Origin of the sequence: Microbacterium sp. LMI12-1-1.1 (assembly GCF_040676455.1) — a bacterium.
In the GTDB taxonomy this organism is placed as follows: Bacteria; Actinomycetota; Actinomycetes; order Actinomycetales; family Microbacteriaceae; genus Microbacterium.
On record NZ_JBEGIA010000016.1, the window covers coordinates 177701 to 198014 of the forward strand.

The 20314-nt window shown below is 70.3% G+C and carries 21 protein-coding genes; 5 read left to right on the top strand and 16 right to left on the bottom strand.

Features of this window, described 5'->3' with window-relative positions; all coding sequences use genetic code 11:
- Positions 1 to 47 precede the first annotated feature (47 nt).
- Positions 48 to 1031 carry an aldo/keto reductase gene (locus MRBLMI12_RS18910; RefSeq protein WP_363357776.1) on the bottom strand — a complete coding sequence of 328 codons (984 nt, stop codon included), beginning with the start codon at positions 1029 to 1031 and terminating at the stop codon, positions 48 to 50.
- A gap of 141 nt (positions 1032 to 1172) precedes the next feature.
- Positions 1173 to 1988 carry a large exoprotein gene (locus tag MRBLMI12_RS18915; RefSeq protein ID WP_363357777.1) on the bottom strand — a complete coding sequence of 272 codons (816 nt, stop codon included), beginning with the start codon at positions 1986 to 1988 and terminating at the stop codon, positions 1173 to 1175.
- A 184-nt stretch (positions 1989 to 2172) separates the two neighbouring features.
- Here MRBLMI12_RS18915 and MRBLMI12_RS18920 point away from each other — a divergent pair, with 184 nt between their 5' ends.
- Together MRBLMI12_RS18920 and MRBLMI12_RS18925 are read left to right on the top strand one after the other, a co-directional pair.
- On the top strand, positions 2173 to 2625 hold the full coding sequence (locus MRBLMI12_RS18920; protein WP_363357778.1) for a DUF4282 domain-containing protein: 453 nt from the start codon (positions 2173 to 2175) through the stop codon (positions 2623 to 2625).
- A 111-nt stretch (positions 2626 to 2736) separates the two neighbouring features.
- Entirely contained in the window at positions 2737 to 3462 is a 726-nt protein-coding gene (locus tag MRBLMI12_RS18925; RefSeq protein ID WP_363357779.1) for a GNAT family N-acetyltransferase, read from the top strand.
- 6 nt (positions 3463 to 3468) lie between these two features.
- Here the strand turns inward: MRBLMI12_RS18925 and MRBLMI12_RS18930 are convergent, their stop codons facing one another.
- From MRBLMI12_RS18930 to prmC, 13 genes are all read right to left on the bottom strand, one after another.
- Positions 3469 to 4218, bottom strand: coding sequence for a YaaA family protein (locus MRBLMI12_RS18930; RefSeq protein ID WP_363357780.1), 750 nt, complete (start codon positions 4216 to 4218; stop codon positions 3469 to 3471).
- Between the two features lie 117 nt (positions 4219 to 4335).
- Positions 4336 to 4596, bottom strand: a complete 261-nt coding sequence (locus MRBLMI12_RS18935; RefSeq protein WP_308868467.1) for a F0F1 ATP synthase subunit epsilon — start codon at positions 4594 to 4596, stop codon at positions 4336 to 4338.
- A 1-nt stretch (position 4597) separates the two neighbouring features.
- Positions 4598 to 6046: a F0F1 ATP synthase subunit beta gene (gene atpD, locus MRBLMI12_RS18940; protein WP_349426942.1), complete on the bottom strand. Its 1449-nt coding sequence runs from the start codon at positions 6044 to 6046 to the stop codon at positions 4598 to 4600.
- A gap of 32 nt (positions 6047 to 6078) precedes the next feature.
- Positions 6079 to 6975: a F0F1 ATP synthase subunit gamma gene (locus MRBLMI12_RS18945; RefSeq protein ID WP_331912938.1), complete on the bottom strand. Its 897-nt coding sequence runs from the start codon at positions 6973 to 6975 to the stop codon at positions 6079 to 6081.
- 20 nt (positions 6976 to 6995) lie between these two features.
- The gene (gene atpA / locus MRBLMI12_RS18950) at positions 6996 to 8633 is read right to left on the bottom strand and encodes a F0F1 ATP synthase subunit alpha (protein ID WP_349426941.1); all 1638 of its coding nucleotides are present in this window, start codon (positions 8631 to 8633) and stop codon (positions 6996 to 6998) included.
- A 78-nt stretch (positions 8634 to 8711) separates the two neighbouring features.
- Positions 8712 to 9503, bottom strand: coding sequence for a F0F1 ATP synthase subunit delta (locus tag MRBLMI12_RS18955; RefSeq protein ID WP_363357781.1), 792 nt, complete (start codon positions 9501 to 9503; stop codon positions 8712 to 8714).
- A complete protein-coding gene (locus MRBLMI12_RS18960; protein ID WP_349426939.1) occupies positions 9503 to 10060 on the bottom strand; it encodes a F0F1 ATP synthase subunit B in 558 nt (185 codons plus the stop codon). Before MRBLMI12_RS18960 ends, MRBLMI12_RS18955 begins: the two co-directional genes overlap by 1 nt.
- A gap of 28 nt (positions 10061 to 10088) precedes the next feature.
- Positions 10089 to 10325 carry an ATP synthase F0 subunit C gene (gene atpE / locus MRBLMI12_RS18965; protein WP_159845304.1) on the bottom strand — a complete coding sequence of 79 codons (237 nt, stop codon included), beginning with the start codon at positions 10323 to 10325 and terminating at the stop codon, positions 10089 to 10091.
- A gap of 46 nt (positions 10326 to 10371) precedes the next feature.
- Positions 10372 to 11166 (bottom strand): F0F1 ATP synthase subunit A, encoded by a 795-nt coding sequence (atpB, locus tag MRBLMI12_RS18970; protein WP_349429114.1) that lies wholly within the window; start codon positions 11164 to 11166, stop codon positions 10372 to 10374.
- Between the two features lie 165 nt (positions 11167 to 11331).
- Complete coding sequence (locus MRBLMI12_RS18975) at positions 11332 to 11820, bottom strand: hypothetical protein (RefSeq protein WP_363357782.1); 489 nt, start codon at positions 11818 to 11820, stop codon at positions 11332 to 11334.
- A complete protein-coding gene (locus MRBLMI12_RS18980) occupies positions 11817 to 13019 on the bottom strand; it encodes an MraY family glycosyltransferase (protein ID WP_363357783.1) in 1203 nt (400 codons plus the stop codon). Before MRBLMI12_RS18980 ends, MRBLMI12_RS18975 begins: the two co-directional genes overlap by 4 nt.
- On the bottom strand, positions 13016 to 13792 hold the full coding sequence (locus MRBLMI12_RS18985) for an L-threonylcarbamoyladenylate synthase (RefSeq protein WP_363357784.1): 777 nt from the start codon (positions 13790 to 13792) through the stop codon (positions 13016 to 13018). Before MRBLMI12_RS18985 ends, MRBLMI12_RS18980 begins: the two co-directional genes overlap by 4 nt.
- Positions 13793 to 13833: 41 nt before the next feature.
- A complete protein-coding gene (gene prmC, locus MRBLMI12_RS18990) occupies positions 13834 to 14712 on the bottom strand; it encodes a peptide chain release factor N(5)-glutamine methyltransferase (RefSeq protein ID WP_363357785.1) in 879 nt (292 codons plus the stop codon).
- A gap of 201 nt (positions 14713 to 14913) precedes the next feature.
- Here prmC and cysK (MRBLMI12_RS18995) point away from each other — a divergent pair, with 201 nt between their 5' ends.
- The 3 genes from cysK (MRBLMI12_RS18995) to epsC all read left to right on the top strand — a co-directional run bounded on the left by cysK (MRBLMI12_RS18995) (position 14914) and on the right by epsC (position 17476).
- On the top strand, positions 14914 to 15852 hold the full coding sequence (gene cysK / locus MRBLMI12_RS18995) for a cysteine synthase A (protein ID WP_363357786.1): 939 nt from the start codon (positions 14914 to 14916) through the stop codon (positions 15850 to 15852).
- Positions 15853 to 15941: 89 nt separating this feature from the next.
- Positions 15942 to 16895, top strand: a complete 954-nt coding sequence (cysK, locus tag MRBLMI12_RS19000) for a cysteine synthase A (protein WP_363357787.1) — start codon at positions 15942 to 15944, stop codon at positions 16893 to 16895.
- Positions 16892 to 17476: a serine O-acetyltransferase EpsC gene (gene epsC, locus MRBLMI12_RS19005; RefSeq protein WP_349426932.1), complete on the top strand. Its 585-nt coding sequence runs from the start codon at positions 16892 to 16894 to the stop codon at positions 17474 to 17476. The genes cysK (MRBLMI12_RS19000) and epsC overlap by 4 nt, the downstream gene beginning before the upstream one ends.
- Before the next feature lie 28 nt (positions 17477 to 17504).
- Here epsC and MRBLMI12_RS19010 read toward each other — a convergent pair whose 3' ends face one another.
- On the bottom strand, positions 17505 to 20309 hold the full coding sequence (locus MRBLMI12_RS19010; RefSeq protein WP_363357789.1) for an ATP-binding protein: 2805 nt from the start codon (positions 20307 to 20309) through the stop codon (positions 17505 to 17507).
- Positions 20310 to 20314: the final 5 nt, after the last annotated feature.

Here is a 20314-nt window from a genome sequence, read left to right on the forward strand (position 1 = left end):
TGGCGTACGCCGTGCGCGAACTCGCCCTCGGGCGTGTGCGACAGCCGTCAGGCCGCGGTCTCCGGCGGTGGGAACAGGCCGTCGATGGTCGCGAGATCGGCCCCCGAAGGCGTCCACGCCGATGCCGCCGCCGCGTTCGCCCGGACCTGCTCGGGTGTCGTCGCACCGGCGATGACGCTCGAGAGCGCGGGGTGCGACAGCAGCCATCCGAAGGTGGCCTCGAGCATGGTGATGCCCCGCTCGTCGCAGAACGCCTGGAAGGCCTCGAGGGCGTCCCACGGCGCGTCGTCGTAGATGTGCCGGCGCTGCCGGATGATGCGCGTGTCGGCGGGCGCGGCATCCCGGGTGAACTTCCCGGTGAGCAGTCCGTTGTGCAGCGGGAAGTACGGGAAGAAGCCGAGGCGGTAGCGCTCGACGGCCCGCAGCACGTTCCGCTCGGCGCCGCGCGAGAGCAGGCTGTACTGGTTCTGCGACGAGACGAACGGCACGCCGTGGCGCATGAGGGCGGTGAAGTGCGCGTCGGCGATCTGCCACCCCGAGAAGTTCGAGTGCCCGATGTAGCGCACCTTCCCCTCGCGCACCAGGTCAGCCAGCGCGTCGAGCGTCTCTTCGATGGGCGTGTCGTTGTCGGGCACGTGCAGCTGGTACAGATCGATCCAGTCCGTCTGCAGGCGCGTGAGGGATGCCTCCACCGCGCGTCGCACGTACGACCGCGAGCCCTTGGCGCCCGACGGCGGATACCCCATGTCGCGGCCGGGGTGCCCGAACTTGGTGGCCAGCGTCACCTGATCGCGACGCCCGCGGAGCGCCTCGCCCATGAGCGTCTCGGACTGACCCGGCTCGCCGCCGTACATGTCGGCCGTGTCGAGGAACGTCACACCCGCGTCGATCGCGGCATCCAGCACCGCGCGCGTGCCCTCGAGGGTCTCGGTGCGCGTGCCTTCACGGCCGAAGTTGTTGCAGCCGAGGCCGACAGCGGAGACGAGCAGGCCGGACGCGCCGACGCGCCGGAGGGGAACAGTGGAGGTCATACGTCCACGTTATCCCCGGTTGCGGATGCTGCTCCGCCGCTGTCGGCGTCGCCCGCTCGCGTGCGTGTCCACGGGATGCGCGGCCGCGCCCTCATGCGCACGACAGCCCCTCGCCGTGCGACGAGGGGCTGCCGGAAGTGCCTACTGCTTCGGGCCCTCCGGGGCAGGCGGCTCGGTCGCCGGCGGCTCAGGTGCCGAGGGCTCCTCGGGTGCCGACGCCGGCGCCACGGGAGGCTCGGCAGCGGCCGGCGGCGCGGCCGGCGGCGGCACGGGAGCAGCCGGTGCGGCGGGAGCAGCAGGCGGCGGCGTGTAGCCGGCGGGCGGCGCCGGCGGCGCGCTGTACCCGGCGGGCGGGGCAGGCGGCGCGGTGTAGCCGGCCGGGGGCTGGTAGCCGGCAGGGGCGCCGTAGCCGGGCGCGGTGGCCGGGTTGGCGGGGTAGCCGCCGGCAGGCGTCTGGGGCGGGATGCCCGACCACACCGTCTTGTCGGCGAGGAAGGTGCCCGCCCACGGCGCCGCGGGGATCGCGGTGTTCCAGCGCGAGCGGTCGAACGCGTTGATGCCCAGCCAGACGATGGCGAGGAAGAAGTAGAGGATGAGCCAGACGGCCTCCTTCTGCAGCTTCAGCCCGACGCGCCACGCGGCCAGGAGGGTGTAGAGGAATGCGGCGAGCCCGATGAGGGAGCCGAGCACCGGCACCCAGCCGAGCACGATCCCGCCGCCCCACAGCACCAGCAGCCACCACGGGTTGAGGTCGCCGAGCTTGACGAAGATCAGGGTGTTGTACACCGGCACCCACGCGCGCCAGCGCCCCTGCACACCCGCCTTGTCGAACACCTTCATCAGGAACCAGGAGCCGATGACGTATCCGGCGATCGCGAGCAGGAAGAAGAATGGCGCGAGGACGAGCCAGGCGATGAGCGCCCCTGCCCCGCTGCCGTCGTTGTAGTCCATGGTCATGGTGCAGCGACCTCCGAGAGAGTCGATTCGGGACGCGTCGGGCGCATCCGCGGAGCCCCTGCTCCGCTGGACACATGCTAGCGACGCTCTCAGCCGCCTGTCAGCATTGAGGTCATATCGGGGGGATGGCCCCCTCGAGCGCCGGTGGATAGCCTGAGCAGCAACTCTCGACCGAAGGGCCGCCATGACCGACCAGACTCCGTCCGCTCCCACTCCCCCGCCGCTGCCCCCGCAGTCGGCGGCAGATGCCGCGCGCGGCGCCGACCCCGACGACACCGGCGTCCCGACGGTCCGGGGCGAAAGCAGCGAGGTCGGCAAGGGCTTCTTCGCCGCACTGTTCGACCTGTCGTTCCGCACCTTCATCACCCGCCGCCTCGCGAGCGTTTTCTACTTCGTGGGACTGATCGCGATCGGCATCGGGTTCATCGTGTATTTCGTCAGCGGGCTCATCGGCGCCATCTCGATCATGTGGTTCGACGTCGGCGCCGGCATCAGCGGCCTGGTCGCGACGATCATCGTCGTGCCGGTTCTCACCTTCCTCGCGATCATCCTGCTGAGGTTCGTCATCGAGGCGGTCGTCGCCCTCATCGCGATCGCCGAGAACACCGAGCGCACGGCCGAGCACACCCGGCGCTGACGAGCGGATCTGCCGGTCCGCCCGAGGCGCGGGCGGTGCATATACGCCCGCATTGCGCGCGGTGACGGGCTGCGTTTTGCAGCTCCCGCAGCGCGGGGGCAGAGTGGACGGATGCCTGAACTCGCGCCCTCGACGACCCTCGACGCTCCCCACGCCGGCGCCACCGTGCTCGACAACGCCCCCTGGCACGCGCTGACCGGCCCGCATGCCTCGTTCGCGATCGGCAACGACCTGGTCCGTCGCTACCCGGAGGATGTCGCGCCGTTCGTCGCGGTGCGCACCTGGGACGATCCCGACGTCTGGCCGGCACTCGTCGATCTCGTCGGCCCCGGCACCGAGATCGGACTGTCGGGGTACGACGGTGATGTTCCCGACGGGTGGGAGGTGGTCGGGCAGGGAGAGGGCGTGCAGCTGGTCGAGACCGACGCGCTGCAGACCCGCCCCGACGCCGAGGCGATCCTGCTCGGGGCCGAGGACGCTGCCGACATGCTGGCGATCGTCGAGCGCAACCAGCCCGGGCCGTTCCGGCCGCGCACGTACGAGCTCGGCCGCTACGTCGGCATCCGCCGCGAGGGGCGACTCATCGCCATGGCGGGTGAGCGCCTGCACCCCGAGGGGTGGACAGAGATCAGCGCCGTCGCCGTCGACGCCGAGCACCGGCGGCAGGGTCTCGCCTCCCGCCTGGTGCTGGACGTCGCCTTCCACATCCAGCAGCGCGGCGACCGCGCACTGCTCCACGCGGCGGCCTCCAACGTCGGTGCGATCGCGGCATACGAACGCCTCGGGTTCGCGCTGCGCCGCCGCAACAGGTTCGCCGCCGTGCGGACGCCGGTGTAACGGGGCTCAGGCGAAGAGCTCGAGCTCGCCCGCGCCGCTCTCGCGCACGCGCAGGCCCGCGGCATCCGCCCACCGGACGAACCCCGCCGCCGACGATATGCGCGGACGCTCCTCGGCGAGCCGGCGCACGAGCGCGCCCTTCGCGTGCTTGTTGAAGTGGTTGAGTGCGCGGACGGCTCCGTCGGCGCCCTCGCTCACGACGCGCACGTAGCGTGAGGCGGTCGCCGACGGCACCGGTCCGAGAGCGACGTACGCCTCGGAGCGGAGGTCGAGCACGAAGCGCGGCGCCAGCTCCTCCATCGCCGCGGTCACCGGATCCGCCCACACGCGCCGCAGCGCCGCGATGCCCGGGAGCGACGTCGAGGCGCCGAGCCGATAGGCGGGAATGGCGTCGAGCGCCCCCACCGGGCCGAACGGCGCGGAGTGCACCACCACGTGAGCGCCCAGCCAGCGACGGCCGGCGGTGGGAACGGATGCCGCGTCCAGCGCGTCGTAGAGCACGCCCGTGTAGCGGTCGATCGCGGCCATCGTCGGGGCGTCCCGCATTCCCGCGTTCACGGCGATCTCGCCCCGCTGGGTCGGGCCCAGCTTGAGCACGCGGGCGGCCACGTCCGCATCGGCGGACAGGTCCACCAGGGCATCGATCACCGCTTCGCGCTGCGGCGTCAGCCGGGGCAGCGCCAGCCCGCCCACGTGGAGCGGTGCCGGCCTGCCGCCCGTCCGCTTGGTCTCGGACGGCGGGAGAAGGATCAGCATGCGTGTTCCACTTCAGGTCGTTGAGCGAGCGAAGCGAGACGAAACGCCCCAGGCCTCCGCAGAGGGCCGGGGCGTTTCGTCTCGTCGCTGCGCTCCGCGCTCAACGACCGAGCTTCATCAGGAGATCAGCGCAGCGTTTCCGGCGACGATCGTGAGGTCGTCCCCTTCCATCGACAGGAAGCCGTCCTGAGCGTTGGCGACGATCTTGGTGCCCGAGGTCTCGGTGATGCGCACCTGACCCTCGGCGAGGATCGCGAGCACCGGCTCGTGACCGGTCATGAAGCCGATCTCGCCCTCGACTGTCTTAGCGACGACGAGCGACGCCTCACCCGACCAGACCTCCGCGTCCGCGGAGACGAGGCTCACCTTGAGCGGCATGTCAGCCGTTCTCCTTCTGGATGCGCGCCCACTGCTCTTCGACGTCGGCGATGCCGCCGACGTTGAAGAAGGCCTGCTCGGCGACGTGGTCGAAGTCACCCTTGACGATGGCGTCGAACGACTCGATGGTCTCCTTGATCGGGACCGTCGAACCCTCGACACCGGTGAACTTCTTCGCCATGTAGGTGTTCTGCGAGAGGAACTGCTGGATGCGGCGCGCGCGGGAGACGACGATCTTGTCCTCTTCGGAGAGCTCGTCGACACCGAGGATCGCGATGATCTCCTGCAGCTCCTTGTTCTTCTGGAGGATCTGCTTCACGGCGGTGGCCACGCGGTAGTGGTCCTCGCCGATGTAGCGCGGGTCGAGGATGCGGCTCGTCGAGGTCAGCGGGTCGATGGCCGGGTAGAGACCCTTCGACGCGATCTCGCGCGAGAGCTCGGTGGTCGCGTCGAGGTGCGCGAACGTGGTGGCCGGCGCCGGGTCGGTGTAGTCGTCGGCGGGAACGTAGATCGCCTGCAGCGAGGTGATCGAGTGACCGCGCGTCGAGGTGATGCGCTCCTGGAGCACACCCATCTCGTCGGCGAGGTTCGGCTGGTAGCCCACCGCGGACGGCATGCGGCCGAGCAGCGTCGAGACCTCGGATCCGGCCTGCGTGAAGCGGAAGATGTTGTCGATGAAGAGCAGCACGTCCTGCTTCTGCACGTCGCGGAAGTACTCCGCCATCGTCAGGGCCGACAGGGCGACGCGCAGACGCGTCCCCGGCGGCTCGTCCATCTGGCCGAAGACGAGCGCGGTCTTGTCGAAGACGCCCGCCTCCTCCATCTCGCCGATGAGGTCGTTGCCCTCACGGGTGCGCTCGCCGACACCGGCGAACACCGACACACCGCCGTGGTCCTGCGCGACGCGCTGGATCATCTCCTGGATGAGGACCGTCTTGCCGACGCCCGCACCGCCGAAGAGGCCGATCTTTCCACCCTGGACGTAGGGGGTGAGCAGGTCGATGCTCTTGATGCCCGTCTCGAACATCTCGGTCTTGGACTCGAGCTGGTCGAACGCGGGCGCCTTGCGGTGGATGCCCCAGCGCTCGGTGACCTCGATGGTCTCGCCCGGCACGCCGTTCAGCACGTCACCCGTGACGTTGAACACCTTGCCCTTGGTCACGTCGCCGACGGGGACCGTGATCGGGCCGCCGGTGTCGCGCACCTCCTGGCCGCGGACCATGCCGTCGGTCGGCTTCAGCGAGATGGCACGGACGAGGTCGTCGCCCAGGTGCTGAGCGACCTCGAGGGTGATCTCGGTCGACTCGTCGCCGATCACGATCGTCGTCTTCAGCGCGTTGTAGATGTCGGGGATCGAGTCGTGCGGGAACTCGATGTCGACGACGGGGCCGGTGACGCGGGCGACGCGCCCGACGACCGCCGTCTCGGTCTTGTCAGCGGTGAGGCTCATGGCTTCTTCTCTTTCGTGTGGTCTGATGCGCGCTACTTGCCCGAGGAAAGGGCATCAGCGCCGCCGACGATCTCGGCGATCTGCTGCGTGATCTCGGCCTGGCGCGCGTTGTTGCGCAGGCGCGTGTAGTCGGTGATGAGCTTGTCGGCGTTGTCGCTGGCGGACTTCATCGCCTTCTGCGTCGCGGCGTGCTTGGCGGCCGACGACTGCAGCAGCGCGTTGAAGACGCGGCTCTGGATGTACACCGGCAGCAGCGCGTCGAGCACGGTCTCGGCGTCCGGCTCGAACTCGTAGAGCGGGTACACCTGCGCCGACGACTGCTCCTCGGCCTCGACGACCTCGAGCGGAAGCAGGCGCACCGTCTCGGGCGACTGCGTCATCATGCTGACGAAGCGGTTGTAGACGAGGTGGATCTCGTCGACGCCGCTCTCGTCGCCACCGCGGTCGTACGCGTCGAGCAGGGTGGCGGCGATCTCTTCGGCCGTCGTGAAGTGCGGCGTGTCGGTGTCACCCGTCCACTCGGCCGCGCTCTCCATGCGACGGAACTGGAAGTACCCGACGGCCTTGCGCCCGATCAGGTAGAACACCGGCTCCTTGCCCTGCTGCCGGAGCAGCTGAGCAAGCTCCAGGCCCTCGCGGAGGATCTGCGAGTTGAACGCGCCGGCCAGGCCCCGGTCGGACGTGAAGATCACGACCGCGGAGCGGCGGATCGTCTCGCGTTCGACGGTCAGCGGGTGGTCGATGTTGGAGTGCGTCGCCACGGCGGAGACGGCACGCGTCACGGCCCGCGCGAAGGGCGAGGACGCGCGCACACGCGCCATCGCCTTCTGGATGCGCGAAGCCGCGATGAGTTCCATCGCCTTCGTGATCTTCTTGGTCGTCTGAGCAGAACTGATCTTCTGCTTGTAGACCCGGAGTTGTGCGCCCATGGTTGTGACCCAGGCCCGCCTTAGCGGCGGCCCTTGACGATCTTCTCCTGGTTCACGTCGTCCGCCTCGGCAACCGCGACCTCTTCGTGGCCCGGCTTGCCGATGGCCTGGCCCTTGCCGGCCTGGAACTCGAGGATGAAGTCGTCGGTCCGCTTCGTGAGCTCTGCGACGGTGTCGTCGTCGAGGACGTTCGTGTCGCGCAGCGTGTCGAGGATCGTCGTGTTGCGACGCAGGTAGTCCAGCAGCTCGCGCTCGAACGACAGCACGTCCTCGACCTCGATCGAGTCGAGCTTGCCGTTGGTGCCGGCCCAGATCGAGACGACCTGCTCCTCGACCGGGTACGGCGAGTACTGCGGCTGCTTGAGCAGCTCGGTCAGGCGCGCACCGCGGGCGAGCTGGCGACGGGATGCGGCGTCCAGGTCGGAGGCGAACATCGCGAACGCCTCGAGCGAGCGGTACTGGGCGAGCTCGAGCTTGAGCGTGCCGGAGACCTTCTTGATCGACTTCACCTGAGCGTCGCCGCCGACGCGCGACACCGAGATGCCCACGTCGACCGCGGGACGCTGGTTGGCGTTGAACAGGTCGGACTGCAGGAAGATCTGGCCGTCGGTGATCGAGATCACGTTGGTCGGGATGTACGCCGAGACGTCGTTCGCCTTGGTCTCGATGATCGGCAGACCCGTCATCGAGCCGGCTCCGAGCTCGTCCGACAGCTTCGCGCAGCGCTCGAGCAGACGCGAGTGCAGGTAGAAGACGTCGCCGGGGTAGGCCTCGCGGCCCGGCGGGCGGCGGAGGAGGAGCGACACGGCGCGGTAGGCCTCGGCCTGCTTCGACAGGTCGTCGAAGATGATCAGGACGTGCTTGCCCTCGTACATCCAGTGCTGGCCGATGGCCGAGCCGGTGTACGGCGCGAGGTACTTGAAGCCGGCGGGGTCGGAGGCGGGAGCCGCGACGATGGTCGTGTACTCCAGCGCGCCGGCGTCTTCGAGTGCGCCCTTCACGGCCGCGATCGTCGAGCCCTTCTGGCCGATCGCGACGTAGATGCAGCGCACCTGCTTGTCGACATCGCCGGACTCCCAGTTGGACTTCTGGTTGATGATCGTGTCGATCGCGATGGCGGTCTTGCCGGTCTGGCGGTCGCCGATGATGAGCTGGCGCTGGCCGCGGCCGACCGGGATCATCGCGTCGATGGCCTTGATGCCGGTCTGCAGCGGCTCGTGCACGCTCTTGCGCTGCATGACGCCCGGCGCCTGGAGCTCGAGGGCGCGGCGTCCGACGGTGGCGATCTCGCCGAGTCCGTCGATCGGGTTGCCGAGCGGGTCGACGACACGGCCGAGGTAGCCGTCGCCGACGGCGACCGAGAGCACCTCGCCGGTGCGGGTGACCTGCTGGCCGGCCTCGACACCGGAGAACTCGCCGAGGACGACGACACCGATCTCGTGCTCGTCGAGGTTCAGCGCGAGGCCGCTCGTGCCGTCGCCGAACGTCACGAGCTCGTTCGCCATGACACCGGGCAGGCCCTCGACGTGGGCGATGCCGTCCGCGGCGTCGACGACGGTGCCGACCTCGGTGGCCGCAGCCCCGGTGGGCTCGTAAGCGGCGACGAAGTCCTTCAGCGCGTCACGGATGACGTCGGGGCTGATAGAGAGATCTGCCATTGTTTTCCTTCGTTCATGGGGCCTCGGCCCCGAAAGCTCCGCGCGGTTCCTGTCTCGGCCCCGTGCGGGAAGTCTGTGTCAGCCGGCGAGCCGCTGACGGAGGTCGGCCAGTCGCGCCGACACGCTCGCGTCGATCACGTCGTCCGCGATCTGCACGCGCACGCCGCCCACGACGGTCGGGTCCACGATGGTGTTCAGCGACACCGGGGTTCCATACCGCTTGGACAGCGCCGCGGTGAGTCGCTCGCTCTGCGCGGCGCTCAGGGGCGCTGCGGCCACGACCGTCGCGACGGCCCGGTTGCGCTGGTCGGCGACGATGTCCGTCGCGCGCGTCAGCAGCTGACGGATGCGCCGCTCGCGGGGCTGGCGGACGAGGGATGCCGCGATCAGCGTCGCCCCCGCGCTCGCGCGACCCTTCAGCAGCGACTCGACGAGCGTGCCCTTGGCGGCCGAGTCGCCCAGGCGGCGACCCAGCGCGAGCTCGAGCTCGGGGTTGTCCGCCACGGTGCGCGTGAAGGCGAACAGCTCGGCCTCGACGTCGGCGTTCGCATCGGCGACCGCCGCTGCCCGCACCGCGAGCTCCTCGATGCCGTCGATGAGATCGTCGGACGAGGACCAGCGCTGGTCGACGGCGGTCGTCAGCAGCGACGCCGTCGTGGGCTTCACGGTCTTGCCGAACACGTCGGCGACGACCTGACGGCGGGCCTCGGCCGGCGCGGCGGAGTCGGCGAGCGCGCCGCTCAGCTGCGACGAGTCGCCCACGGCGCGCGCGACGGCGAACAGCTCGCCGGCGACGTCGAGGTCGACGCCCGACGCGGCGCGCAGCGCCGCCGTCGTCGCCGCCAGGGCCTGAGTGGACGCGCTGCCCATTACGCCTTCGCCCCTTCGGACTCCTCGAGCTCGGCGAGGAAGCGGTCGACGACGGCCTGAGCCTTCTTGTCGTCGGAGAGCGACTCGCCGATCACGCCGCCGGCGAGGTCGAGGGCGAGCGTGCCCACCTCGCTGCGCAGCGACACGAGTGCCGTCTGGCGCTCGGCTTCGATCTGGGCGTGTGCCGTCGTCGTCAGACGCGTGGCTTCCACCGCAGCGGTCTCCTTGGCCTCGGCGACGATCTTCTTGCCGTCCTCACGGGCGGCGTCTCGGATCTCACCGGCCTCCTTGCGCGCGTCGGCGAGCTGAGCGGTGTACTCCTCGAGCGCCGCCTCGGCCTTGCGCTGGGCCTCGTCGGCCTTGGCGATGTTGCCCTCGATCGCCGCTGAGCGCTCGTCGAGCAGCTTCTTCATCCGGGGAAGGGCGACCTTCCAGAAGATGACGAGGATGACGATGAAGCACACCGACGACCAGATGATGTCGTACCAGGCGGGGAGCAGAGGGTTGTGCGCTTCGGCGCCCTCTTCCGCGGCGTACGTGACAAGAGCGTTCAGCATCCTGTCTCCTTAAGACTGGTTATCGGGATCAGAAGCCGAAGATGAAGCCGGTCGCGATGCCGATGAAGGCGAGCGCCTCGGTGAAGGCGATACCGATCCACATGAGCACCTGCAGGCGGCCGGCGAGCTCGGGCTGACGGGCCACGCCCTCGATCGTCTTGCCGACGACGATGCCCACGCCGATGGCCGGGCCGATGGCGGCGAGACCGTATCCGACGGTCGCGATCGAGCCGGAGACCTCTGCGAGAACCGTAGTTGCGTCCACGGGGGTGTTTCCTTTCGGTTGTGGGCGGCCTTCCGGCCGTCCCGTATCAGTGCTCTTCGGCGACCGCGAGCTGGATGTAGACCGCGGTGAGAAGGGCGAAGACGTACGCCTGGAGGACGGCCACCAGGATTTCGAACAGGGTGAAGACGAAGCCGAATGCGAGGCTGCCCGCGCCGAGCGTCGTCCACCAGCCGCCGAGGTCGACGATGAAGAACTGCGTCGCGGCGAAGAACAGGACCAGCAGCAGGTGGCCGACCATCATGTTCATCAGGAGTCGCAGCGTCAGCGTGACCGGCCGGATGATGAAGGTCGAGATGAGCTCGATCGGCGTCACGATGATGTAGATCGGCCACGGCACACCCGACGGGAAGAGCGAGTTCTTGAAGAAGTTCTTCGGGCTCTTCTTGATGCCGGCGTAGATGAACGTGACGTAGCTCACGATCGCGAGGGTCAGCGGCACGGCGATGATGCTGGTTCCGGCGATGTTCAGGAACGGGATGATGCCCGTGATGTTCATGAACAGGATCATGAAGAACATCGTCGTGAGGATCGGAAGGAAGCGCTGGGCGTCCTTCTTGCCGAGCAGGTCCTCGCCGATGTTGACGCGGACGAAGTCCAGGCCCATCTCGACGAGGCTCTGGAAGCGCCCGGGAACGACCTTCATGCGGCGCGTGCCGAGCCAGAAGATCACGACCACGGCGATCGTCGCGAGGAACTGGATCAGGTGGATCCGGTGGATCGGGATGACGCCGAAGGCTTCGAAGAGGATCTCAGGGAAGAACTCGTCGATCGAGGGTCCGTGGAACTCCGGCGGAGCGTCCGCGGCAATGGGGGCGATCAGGGTCGCAGCATGAGTAAACAGCGCTGGCTCCAGCTTCGGGGCACCGGTCGAGAACCGTTGCGACGATGGTCGATGAGCGTCACTCCGCAAGTACTCGCACAGCGAGCGGCGGGCGCTTGATCAGCCTATCAAACTTGAAAGGTTCCTGAATCCGCGCCCAGGGGGTCACCCCGCCTCGGGCGGCCCGTCGCGGCGGTCTCCGGCGTCGGGGTCGGTCGGCAGCTGCACGTCGCTCACGTGGGGCACTCGCATCCGCATCATCACCACGACGTCCACCACGAGCGATGCCAGCACGCTCACGACCGCCGCGACGAAGAACACGGCGGGTTCGATCCACGGCTGACCGCGGATGATGAACAGGATGGCGATGAACACGACGAACTTCAGGATCCAGCCGCCCATCACGATGCCGAAGAAGACGGGCACGTAGAGGTCGCTGGCGTACCAGCGATTCGCGATGAGGATGCTGGCGCCCGTGATGCCGAGGAACACCGCTGCGACGAGGACGCCGAGCAGCGCGCTCCACAGGCCTTCCGTGCCCGCCACGAGGAATCCGACGACGGCGCCGACGACCGCGAGGATCGCCGTCACCGTCCCGGACCACACCAGGACGGTGCGCAGGATCGGGGTGCTGGAGATGGGGGTGGCGCTCATCGGGCGTCCTCCTGTGCGGGCGCAGGATCGGGCTGCGGTTCGGGTGGCGTGTGCGCCACCGTCGCGCGCGGCGCGCGACGGTGCGAGGGAAGGAAGGTCACGACGAGGCAGGCCGCGATGCCGACGACGCCGTAGAGCACGCCGAAGAGGTAGTCGCCCGGCCATTCGAGGGTCGTGCCGATGTACATGAGCAGCACGGACAGGCTGACCAGCGCGGTCCAGGCGTAGAAGATGAGCACGGCATCGCGATCGGTGTGCCCCATGTCGAGCATGCGGTGGTGCAGGTGCTTGCGGTCCGGCGAGAACGGCGACTTGCCCCTGCTCATGCGGCGTACGACCGCGAGGCCGAAGTCCAGCAGCGGCAGCAGCACGACGACGACGGGCAGGAGGATCGGGATGAAGGCACCGAGCAGCTGCGACCGGCCGAACGCGTCGTTGTCGGCGATCATGGCGGGATCGAAGTTGCCGGTGATCGAGATGGCCGAGCACGCCATGAGCAGCCCCAGCATGAGGGCGCCGGCATCCCCCATGAACAGCCGCGCGGGACTCCAGTTCAGCGGGAGGAAGCCGATGCAGGCGCCGATGAGCACCGCGGCGATGAGGGACGACAGCGTGAAGTACGTGCTCGAGCCGATGTCACGGAAGACCATGTAGGAGTACGCGAAGAAGACCGCGTTGGCGATCAGGCAGACACCGGCCACGAGGCCGTCGAGGCCGTCGATGAAGTTGACGGCGTTCATGACGACGACGATGGAGAACACCGTGAGGGTGAAGCTCGCCCAGCTGGAGAAGATGGTCATGCCGCCGAGCGGCAGCGTGTAGATCTGCAGCTGACCGAACCACGCGATCACGCCGGCGGCGAGGAACTGCGCGCCGAGCTTGATCATCCAGTCGAGGTCCCACAGGTCGTCGAGCACCCCGACCACCACGATGAGCGCCGTCGCGCCGAGCAGCGCGTACATCTGCTGCGGCTGCGCCCAGACGATGGAGAAGTAGGGATGCTGCGACGACACCGCGAAGGCCGCCAGCACGCCCAGGAACATCGCGATGCCGCCCAGACGCGGCGTCGGCGTCGTGTGGACGTCGCGCTCGCGGATGCCGGGATACAGCTTGTACCGGAGGCTCAGTCGCCAGACCGCCCACGACAGGACGAAGGTGACCGCCGCCGTGAGGAGGATCGTGAAGACGTATTGCTTCACGAGCTGCCGGGCTCCGGCGCCTCAGGCGTGCCCGCGCCGGCCGCGTCGGTTCCCGAGGCGTCACCGGAGCCGGGCTCGGAGGCCGGGATGTCCTCCTCGTCGGAGCCCGGATCGGGCTCGAGGAGGTCGCCGAGCACGTCGCGCAGCTGCGCGCGGCTCACCGCGCCCTCGCGGAGGACTCTCACGCGCGGCTCCGTGCCGCCGATCAGGCTCGTGGCGTCGATGATGGTCGACGGGATGCCGGTCTTGGAGGGTCCGTCACCGAGGTAGACGGCGACGCTGTCGTGCAGCATCCCCTGCGCGTCCTCGGCGGTGATCCCGGCGGCCATCCCGGTGAGGTTGGCGCTCGACACGGCGAGCGGCCCGGTCTCCTCCAGGAGCTCGAGGGCGATGCGGTGGGCGGGCATGCGCACCGCGACGGTGCCGCGCGTCTCGCCGAGGTCCCACGACAGCGACGGCTGCGCGGGGAGCACGATGGTGAGGCCCCCCGGCCAGAACTCCTCGACGAGGCGCTCGATCGGCTCGGGCACCTCGGCCACGAGCGCGCGGAGCGTCGTGGCACCGGCGACCAGCACGGGCGGCGGCGACTGGCGCCCGCGTCCCTTGGCGGCCAGGAGGCGCGCGACGGCCTGATGGTCGAAGGCGTCGGCGGCGACGCCGTACACGGTGTCGGTGGGGATGACGACGAGCTCGCCGCGGGCGATGGCCTGGCGCGCCTGGCGCATGCCGGTGAGCAGCTGCGCCTCGTCACGGCAGTCGAAGATGGGGGACATGTCGCCCGCCAGTCTAATTGCGAGCGGCACCGACCCCATGATCAGGGGCGCAGGGCCGTCGTGGCGCGGTCGCGCATCGTCAGATCGGGGTGCGTCGCGGTCGCGCGCCACCCGTCTGCGGCGAGGATCCCGCGGATCGCCTCGCCCTGCCATTCGCCGTGTTCGATCACGATCGTGCCGCCCGGGTGTGCGAGGCGCAGGCCCACGCGGCTGAGCACGCGGATGACGTCGAGGCCGTCCTCTCCCCCGTAGAGCGCGGCCGGCGGGTCGAAGAACCGCACCTCCGGGTCGCGCGGGATGGCGGCATCCGGAACGTACGGCGGGTTGGATGCCACGACCGAGACGGTTCCGTCCAGCTCGGGGAACGCATGGGCGAGGTCGATGAACGCGAGCGCGGCGTTGTCGGCGCCGACCTGCGCGAAGTTCTCCTTCGTCCATACGTACGCGTCGACCGAGTTCTCGGCGGCGAACACCCGCGCGTGCGGCACCTCGGTCGCCATCGCGAGCGCGATCGCACCGCTGCCGGTGCCGAGATCGACGGCGATCGGGGACGGCGATGCCGCGGCCCGCAGCGCGTCGATCGCCAGCTGCGCGACCATCTCGGTCTCGGGGCGCGGCACGAAGACGCCGGGGCCGACACGCAACTCCAGGTGGCGGAAGGGTGCGGAGCCGGTGATGTGCTGCAGCGGCTCGCGCGTGGCGCGACGCGCGACCAGTTCGTCGAGCCGGCGCTCGTCCCGCGCGGCGATCGCGTCGCCGCGGAAGGCGGCGGCCTGCACTCCCCCGCGACCGACGTCGAGGACGAAGGCGGCCAGCAGCTCCGCGTCGACGGCGGGGTCGGCGATGCCTGCGGCGGCCAGGCGTGCGGTCGCGCGCGCGAGCGCGTCGGAGAGGAAGGGGGAATCGTCGGGAGAAGCCATGACCGCATCCACTTTAGGCCCGGCTCTCACCGCTCCCGGCCCGTCGGGCGCTCTCGCAGCCGCCTCCGGACGGGGTCTCACCTGCTCTCGGGTGCGCAAGGGTACCCGTGCGCGACCAGGCTTTCGTCACAGAAGGACTCACACGAAAACGCGCCCCCTAGGCTGTTTCTCGACCAGCCGTGACCCGCGAAAGGCCCCGACATGACCGGCATTCATCCCGATATCACCTCCGCCTTCGGCAACACGCCGCTCGTGCGCCTGAACCGCGTCGCGGAGGGTGTGGGCGGGAATGTGCTGGCGAAGCTCGAGTTCTACAACCCGGCCTCCAGCGTGAAGGACCGCCTCGGCATCGCCATCGTCGACGCCGCCGAGGCATCCGGTCAGCTGCAGCCCGGCGGCACGATCGTCGAGGCCACCAGCGGCAACACCGGCATCGCGCTCGCGATGGTCGGCGCCGCCCGCGGCTACCGCGTCGTGCTCGCCATGCCCTCGTCGATGTCGATCGAGCGCCGGCTGCTCCTCAAGGGCTACGGCGCAGAGCTCGTGCTCACCGACCCCGCCGGCGGCATGAAGGGCGCCATCGCGAAGGCCGAGGAGCTCGTCGCCGAGATCCCCGGCGCCGTGCTCGCGCGTCAGTTCGAGAACGAGGCGAACCCCGAGATCCACCGCAAGACCACCGCCGAGGAGATCCTCCGCGACACCGACGGCCAGATCGACTACTTCGTCGCCGGCATCGGCACGGGCGGCACGATCACCGGCGTCGGCCAGGTGCTCAAGGAGCGCGTGCCCGGAGCCAAGGTCGTCGCCGTCGAGCCGGCCGATTCCCCGCTGCTGACCAAGGGCACGCCCGGGCCGCACAAGATCCAGGGCATCGGGCCGAACTTCGTCCCCGAGATCCTCGACCAGAGCGTGATCGACGAGGTCATCGACGTCGAGTTCCCCGACGCCATCTCCACCGCGCGTGCGGTGGGCGAGAAGGACGGCATCCTGGTCGGCATCTCGTCGGGCGCCGCCATCTGGGCCGCCCTGCAGGTCGCCGCCCGTCCCGAGGCGGAGGGCAAGAACATCGTCGTGATCATCCCGTCGTTCGGCGAGCGCTACCTGTCGACCGCGCTGTTCGAGGATCTGCGCGAAGATTGACACGTCACGACGGCGCGCCGGCCACCCCGACCCGTTCGGGCGCCGGCGCGCCGTCGTCTTCCCGCGCCGCCCGAACCGAGGAGCACCACGTGCCCGGCATCCATCCCGACATCACCACCGCATTCGGTGAGACCCCGCTCGTGCGCCTCAACGCGCTCACGGAGGGTCTCGGCGCGGAGGTGCTCGCCAAGCTGGAGTTCTACAACCCCGGCTCGTCGGTCAAGGACCGTCTCGGCTACGCCCTCGTCGAGGCCGCGGAGGCGGCCGGAGAGCTGCAGCCGGGCGGGACGATCGTAGAGTCCACCAGCGGCAACACCGGCATCGCGCTGGCTCTCATCGGCGCCGCCCGCGGCTACAAGGTCATCCTCACGATGCCCGCGTCCATGTCGAAGGAGCGCCGGACGCTCCTGAAGGCATTCGGCGCCGAGCTCGTGCTGACCGATCCGTACAAGGGCATGACCGAGGCGGTCGACGCCGCCAAGCGCATCGTCGACGAGACGCCGGGAGCGATCCTCGCCCGCCAGTTCGAGCACGAGGCGAACGCCGCGATCCACCGCAGCACCACGGCCGAGGAGATCTGGCGCGACACCGACGGTCACGTCGACTGGTTCGTCGCGGGTTCGGGCACGGGCGGCACGATCACCGGCGTCGGTCAGGTGCTCAAGGAGCGCAACCCCGCCGTGAAGATCGTCCTGGTCGAGCCGAAGGACTCCCCCGTGCTCACCGAGGGCCGCGCGGGCGGCCACCGCATCCAGGGCATCGGCCCGAACTTCGTGCCCGACGTGCTCGACCGCTCGGTCGTCGACGAGATCTTCGACGTCGAGTTCGACGACGCGATCCGCGTCGCGCGCGAGCTCGCCACCCGCGAGGGCATCCTCGCCGGGATGTCGGCGGGCGCCGCGGTGTGGGCGGCGCTGCAGATCGCGGCGCGCCCGGAGGCCGCCGGTCAGCGCATCGTCGTGATCGTGCCCGATTCGGGCGAGCGCTACCTGTCGACCGCACTGTATGCGCACCTGCGCGACCCCGAGGAGGAGTCGAAATGACCGACGAGCGCATCGGATTCGTCGCGCGCGTGCGCGAGGATGTGGCCGCGGCGAAGCTGCGCGACCCCGCGGCACGCGGCGGCCTGGAGATCGCCGTGCTGTACCCGGGCCTGCACGCCATCTGGGCGCACCGGGTGTGGCACGCACTGTGGACCCGCGACGTGCGGTTCGTCGCCCGCGCGGGGTCGCAGGTCACGCGCTGGCTCACCGGCATCGAGATCCACCCCGGCGCCACCATCGGCCGCCGCTTCTTCATCGACCACGGCATGGGCGTCGTGGTCGGCGAGACCGCCGAGGTCGGCGACGACGTCATGCTCTACCACGGCGTCACGCTCGGCGGCCGCCAGCGCGAGGGCGGCAAGCGGCACCCGACCATCGAGGACGGCGTCGCGGTCGGCGCGGGCGCGAAGATCCTCGGGCCCATCACGATCGGCGCAGGGTCCGTCGTCGGCGCCAACGCCGTCGTCACCAAGGACGCGCCCGCCGACTCCGTGCTGGTCGGCGTGCCGGCGAAGCCGCGCGCCCGTCGTGCCGGGGACGACACGCGCGCGCTGCTGACGACGCCCGAGTACCACATCTGACGCGGATCTGCGCAGAGCGGATGCCGCCTCAGGCGGCGGTGCGGCGATAGATCGCCGCGGCGGCGGTGCGTGACGGCGCCTCCAGCTTGCGGAGAATCGCCGACACGTGCACCGACACGGTCTTCACGCTGATGTAGAGGCGCTCGGCGATCTGTCCGTTGCTGAGGCCTTCAGCGACCAGCTCGAGCACCTGCTCCTCGCGGGCGGTGAGCACCGAGCGCGGCGCGACGCCGGCGAGTCCGGCATCCGTCATCACCTCCTGGGCGCGTGCGGCCAGGCCGTCCGCACCCAGCTCCGCGGCGTACGCCGCGGCCGCCGACAGGATCTCGCGCGCCGCCGTGCGGTCGCCCGCGGCGAGCACCTCCTCGCCTCGGCGCACCCGGGCGTACGCGCGGACGTACGCCGGACCGGCAGCGTCCACCGCCGATCCCCACGAGCCCTCGCCGAGCTCGGCGGCGAAGACGGCTGCCCAGAGCGGGGTCACCGGCCAGTCGGCGAAGGATGCCAGCACCGCGCGGTACGGCTCGATGTCGGCATCCTCGCCGCGCTCGCGGAGCATCGCGACGGCGCGCGCCGCGACCGCCGTGAGCGGCAGCGCGAGCACGCCGCCGGCGGGCGTCTCCCACGCGGCCCGCGCGTGCGAGAGCGCCTCGCGGGCGTCACCGCGGGCGAGCGCCAGCTCTCCGAGGTCGTAGGCCATGCCGAACCGGGTCTGGAACTCGTAGGCGCCGAACATGTCGAGCTCGAGGCGCGCGGCCTCGAGCGCGGCCTCGGCGCCGTCGATGCGTCCGCGCCAGATCGCGAGGCACACCAGGCGCTCGCGCAGGAAGGCGGAGTACAGCCCCGGCTCGACCATCGGGAGCAGGGCGCCCAGCTCCTCGGCCTCGCGCAGCCGGCCCGCGTAGATGTGCGCCTCGATCATGTTGGCCTCGATCATCACGAGAGGGCCGAGATCCGCCACGTGCGTGCGCCCGTACTCGTGCCCCTCACGTGCCACGGCGACAGCTTCCTCATACCGGCCGACCAGCATCAGCGCGTTGGAGTAGTTGATGTAGTAGCGCATCATCGCGCGGACGAACCCGCCCGCCTGCGCACGCGCCTGCGCGAACAGCGCGAGCCCGCTCTCGTCGCCCGCAGTCGTCCGGCAGGTCGCCGCGATCAGCAGAGCCTGCACGAGGATCTCGGCGGCGAAGCGGTCGCCCGCGGTGGCCGCGGGCTCGGCCGTGGCATGCGCACGTGCCGCGACCTCGGTGCCGAGGCTCTGACGCCCGTTGAGCATGTGCACGCGCGCGGAGCTGAGGAGGAGCCCCGCGCGCTGCACGTCGTGGCGCGGATCGTCCTCGAGGATCGCGAGCGCCTGCTCGATGCTCTCGACGCCGTCCGACACGCCCGCCTGGAACTCGATCGTGGCCAGGTCGCCGAGCATGTCGGCGCGACCGACGACGTCCTCCTCGGGCCAGAGAGCCACGGCCTCCCGCGCGAACGCGAGGGCTCGGTCGTTCCGGTTCGCCGACACGAGCGCTGCTGAGGTCCGGCGGAGCAGCTTCACGCGCGTCGTCCCGCTGACCGTCTCGGGGTCGGTGACAGCATCCCAGAGCTCCAGCGCCCGCTCCCCCGCCTCGGCGGCCGTAGACCACGCCGACGCACCGCTCGCGGCGCGCTGCGCGGCCACCGCGGCCGCGAGCGCCCGATCGGGGACGTGGGCGGCCCGCCAGTGGTGGGCGATGTCGGCGAGCACACGCGCCGTGGGCGCCGCCGCCTCCCAGGCGACGGCGTACGCGGTGTGCAGGCGCGTGCGCTCTGTGGGAAGGAGCTCGGCATACACCGCCTCCTGCATGAGGGCGTGGCGGAACGCATACGCGTCGTCGCGGATCACGACGACCTGCGCGTCGACCGCACTGCGCACCGCGGCCTCCAGAGCGGACTCCTCGCCCTCGAAGACGGCCCGCAGCACCGGGTCGGCCACCTCGACTCCGCCGGTCGCCAGCACGCGGGTGAAACGCCGGGCCTCGGCATCCAATCGCTCGTAACGCAGCAGCAGGACGTCGCGCAGTGATATCGGCAGCCGCTCGCCCGAGAAGCTCGCGAGCTCTTCGACGTAGAACGGGATGCCGTCGCTGCGGGCCGCGATGTCGAGCAGCACCTCGGCGGCGAGCGTGTCGCCGTGCACGGCGGTGGCGAGCGCGCCGACCTCGGCGGGACTGAGGCGTGCGAGCGGTCGATGCGTGAGCAGACGAGCCCGGTCGAGTTCGGCGAGGACCGGCCGCAGCGGATGCCCGCGCCCGACGTCATCGGTGCGGTACGACAGCAGCACGAACAGCGGCAGCACCGCGGCGCGGCGGACGAGGCGTGCAGCGATCTCGCACGTGGTGCTGTCGGACCAGTGGAGGTCCTCGATGATCACCACCAGGCGATGCGTCCGCGCGAGGTTCGAGAACGTCTCGACGACGACGTCGGCCAGACGCTCGGCGTCGCCGGGACTGTCCGCCAGTGCGGGCACGAGCACGCCGAGCGCGTCGGCGGCGGGGCCGGCGGCCTCGCGCACGGCATCCACTCCCAGCGCGTCGACCAGATCCCGCAGCAGATCCGTGATCGCGGTGAGCGGGGCGGGGCCCGAGCCCGAGTCCACGGATGCGCCGTGGAGCACGATGACGCCCTCGTCGAGCGACTCGGTGAAATCGCGCAGCAGGCGCGTCTTTCCCATGCCCGCGTCGCCCGACACCACCACGGCTCGCCCTTCCGAGCCGACGGCGGCGATCTCGTCGCGCAGGGCGTCGAGATCCGCCTGCCGGCCGACGAGGGGAACGCGGCCGATCTGCATACCGCCCATCATCCCAT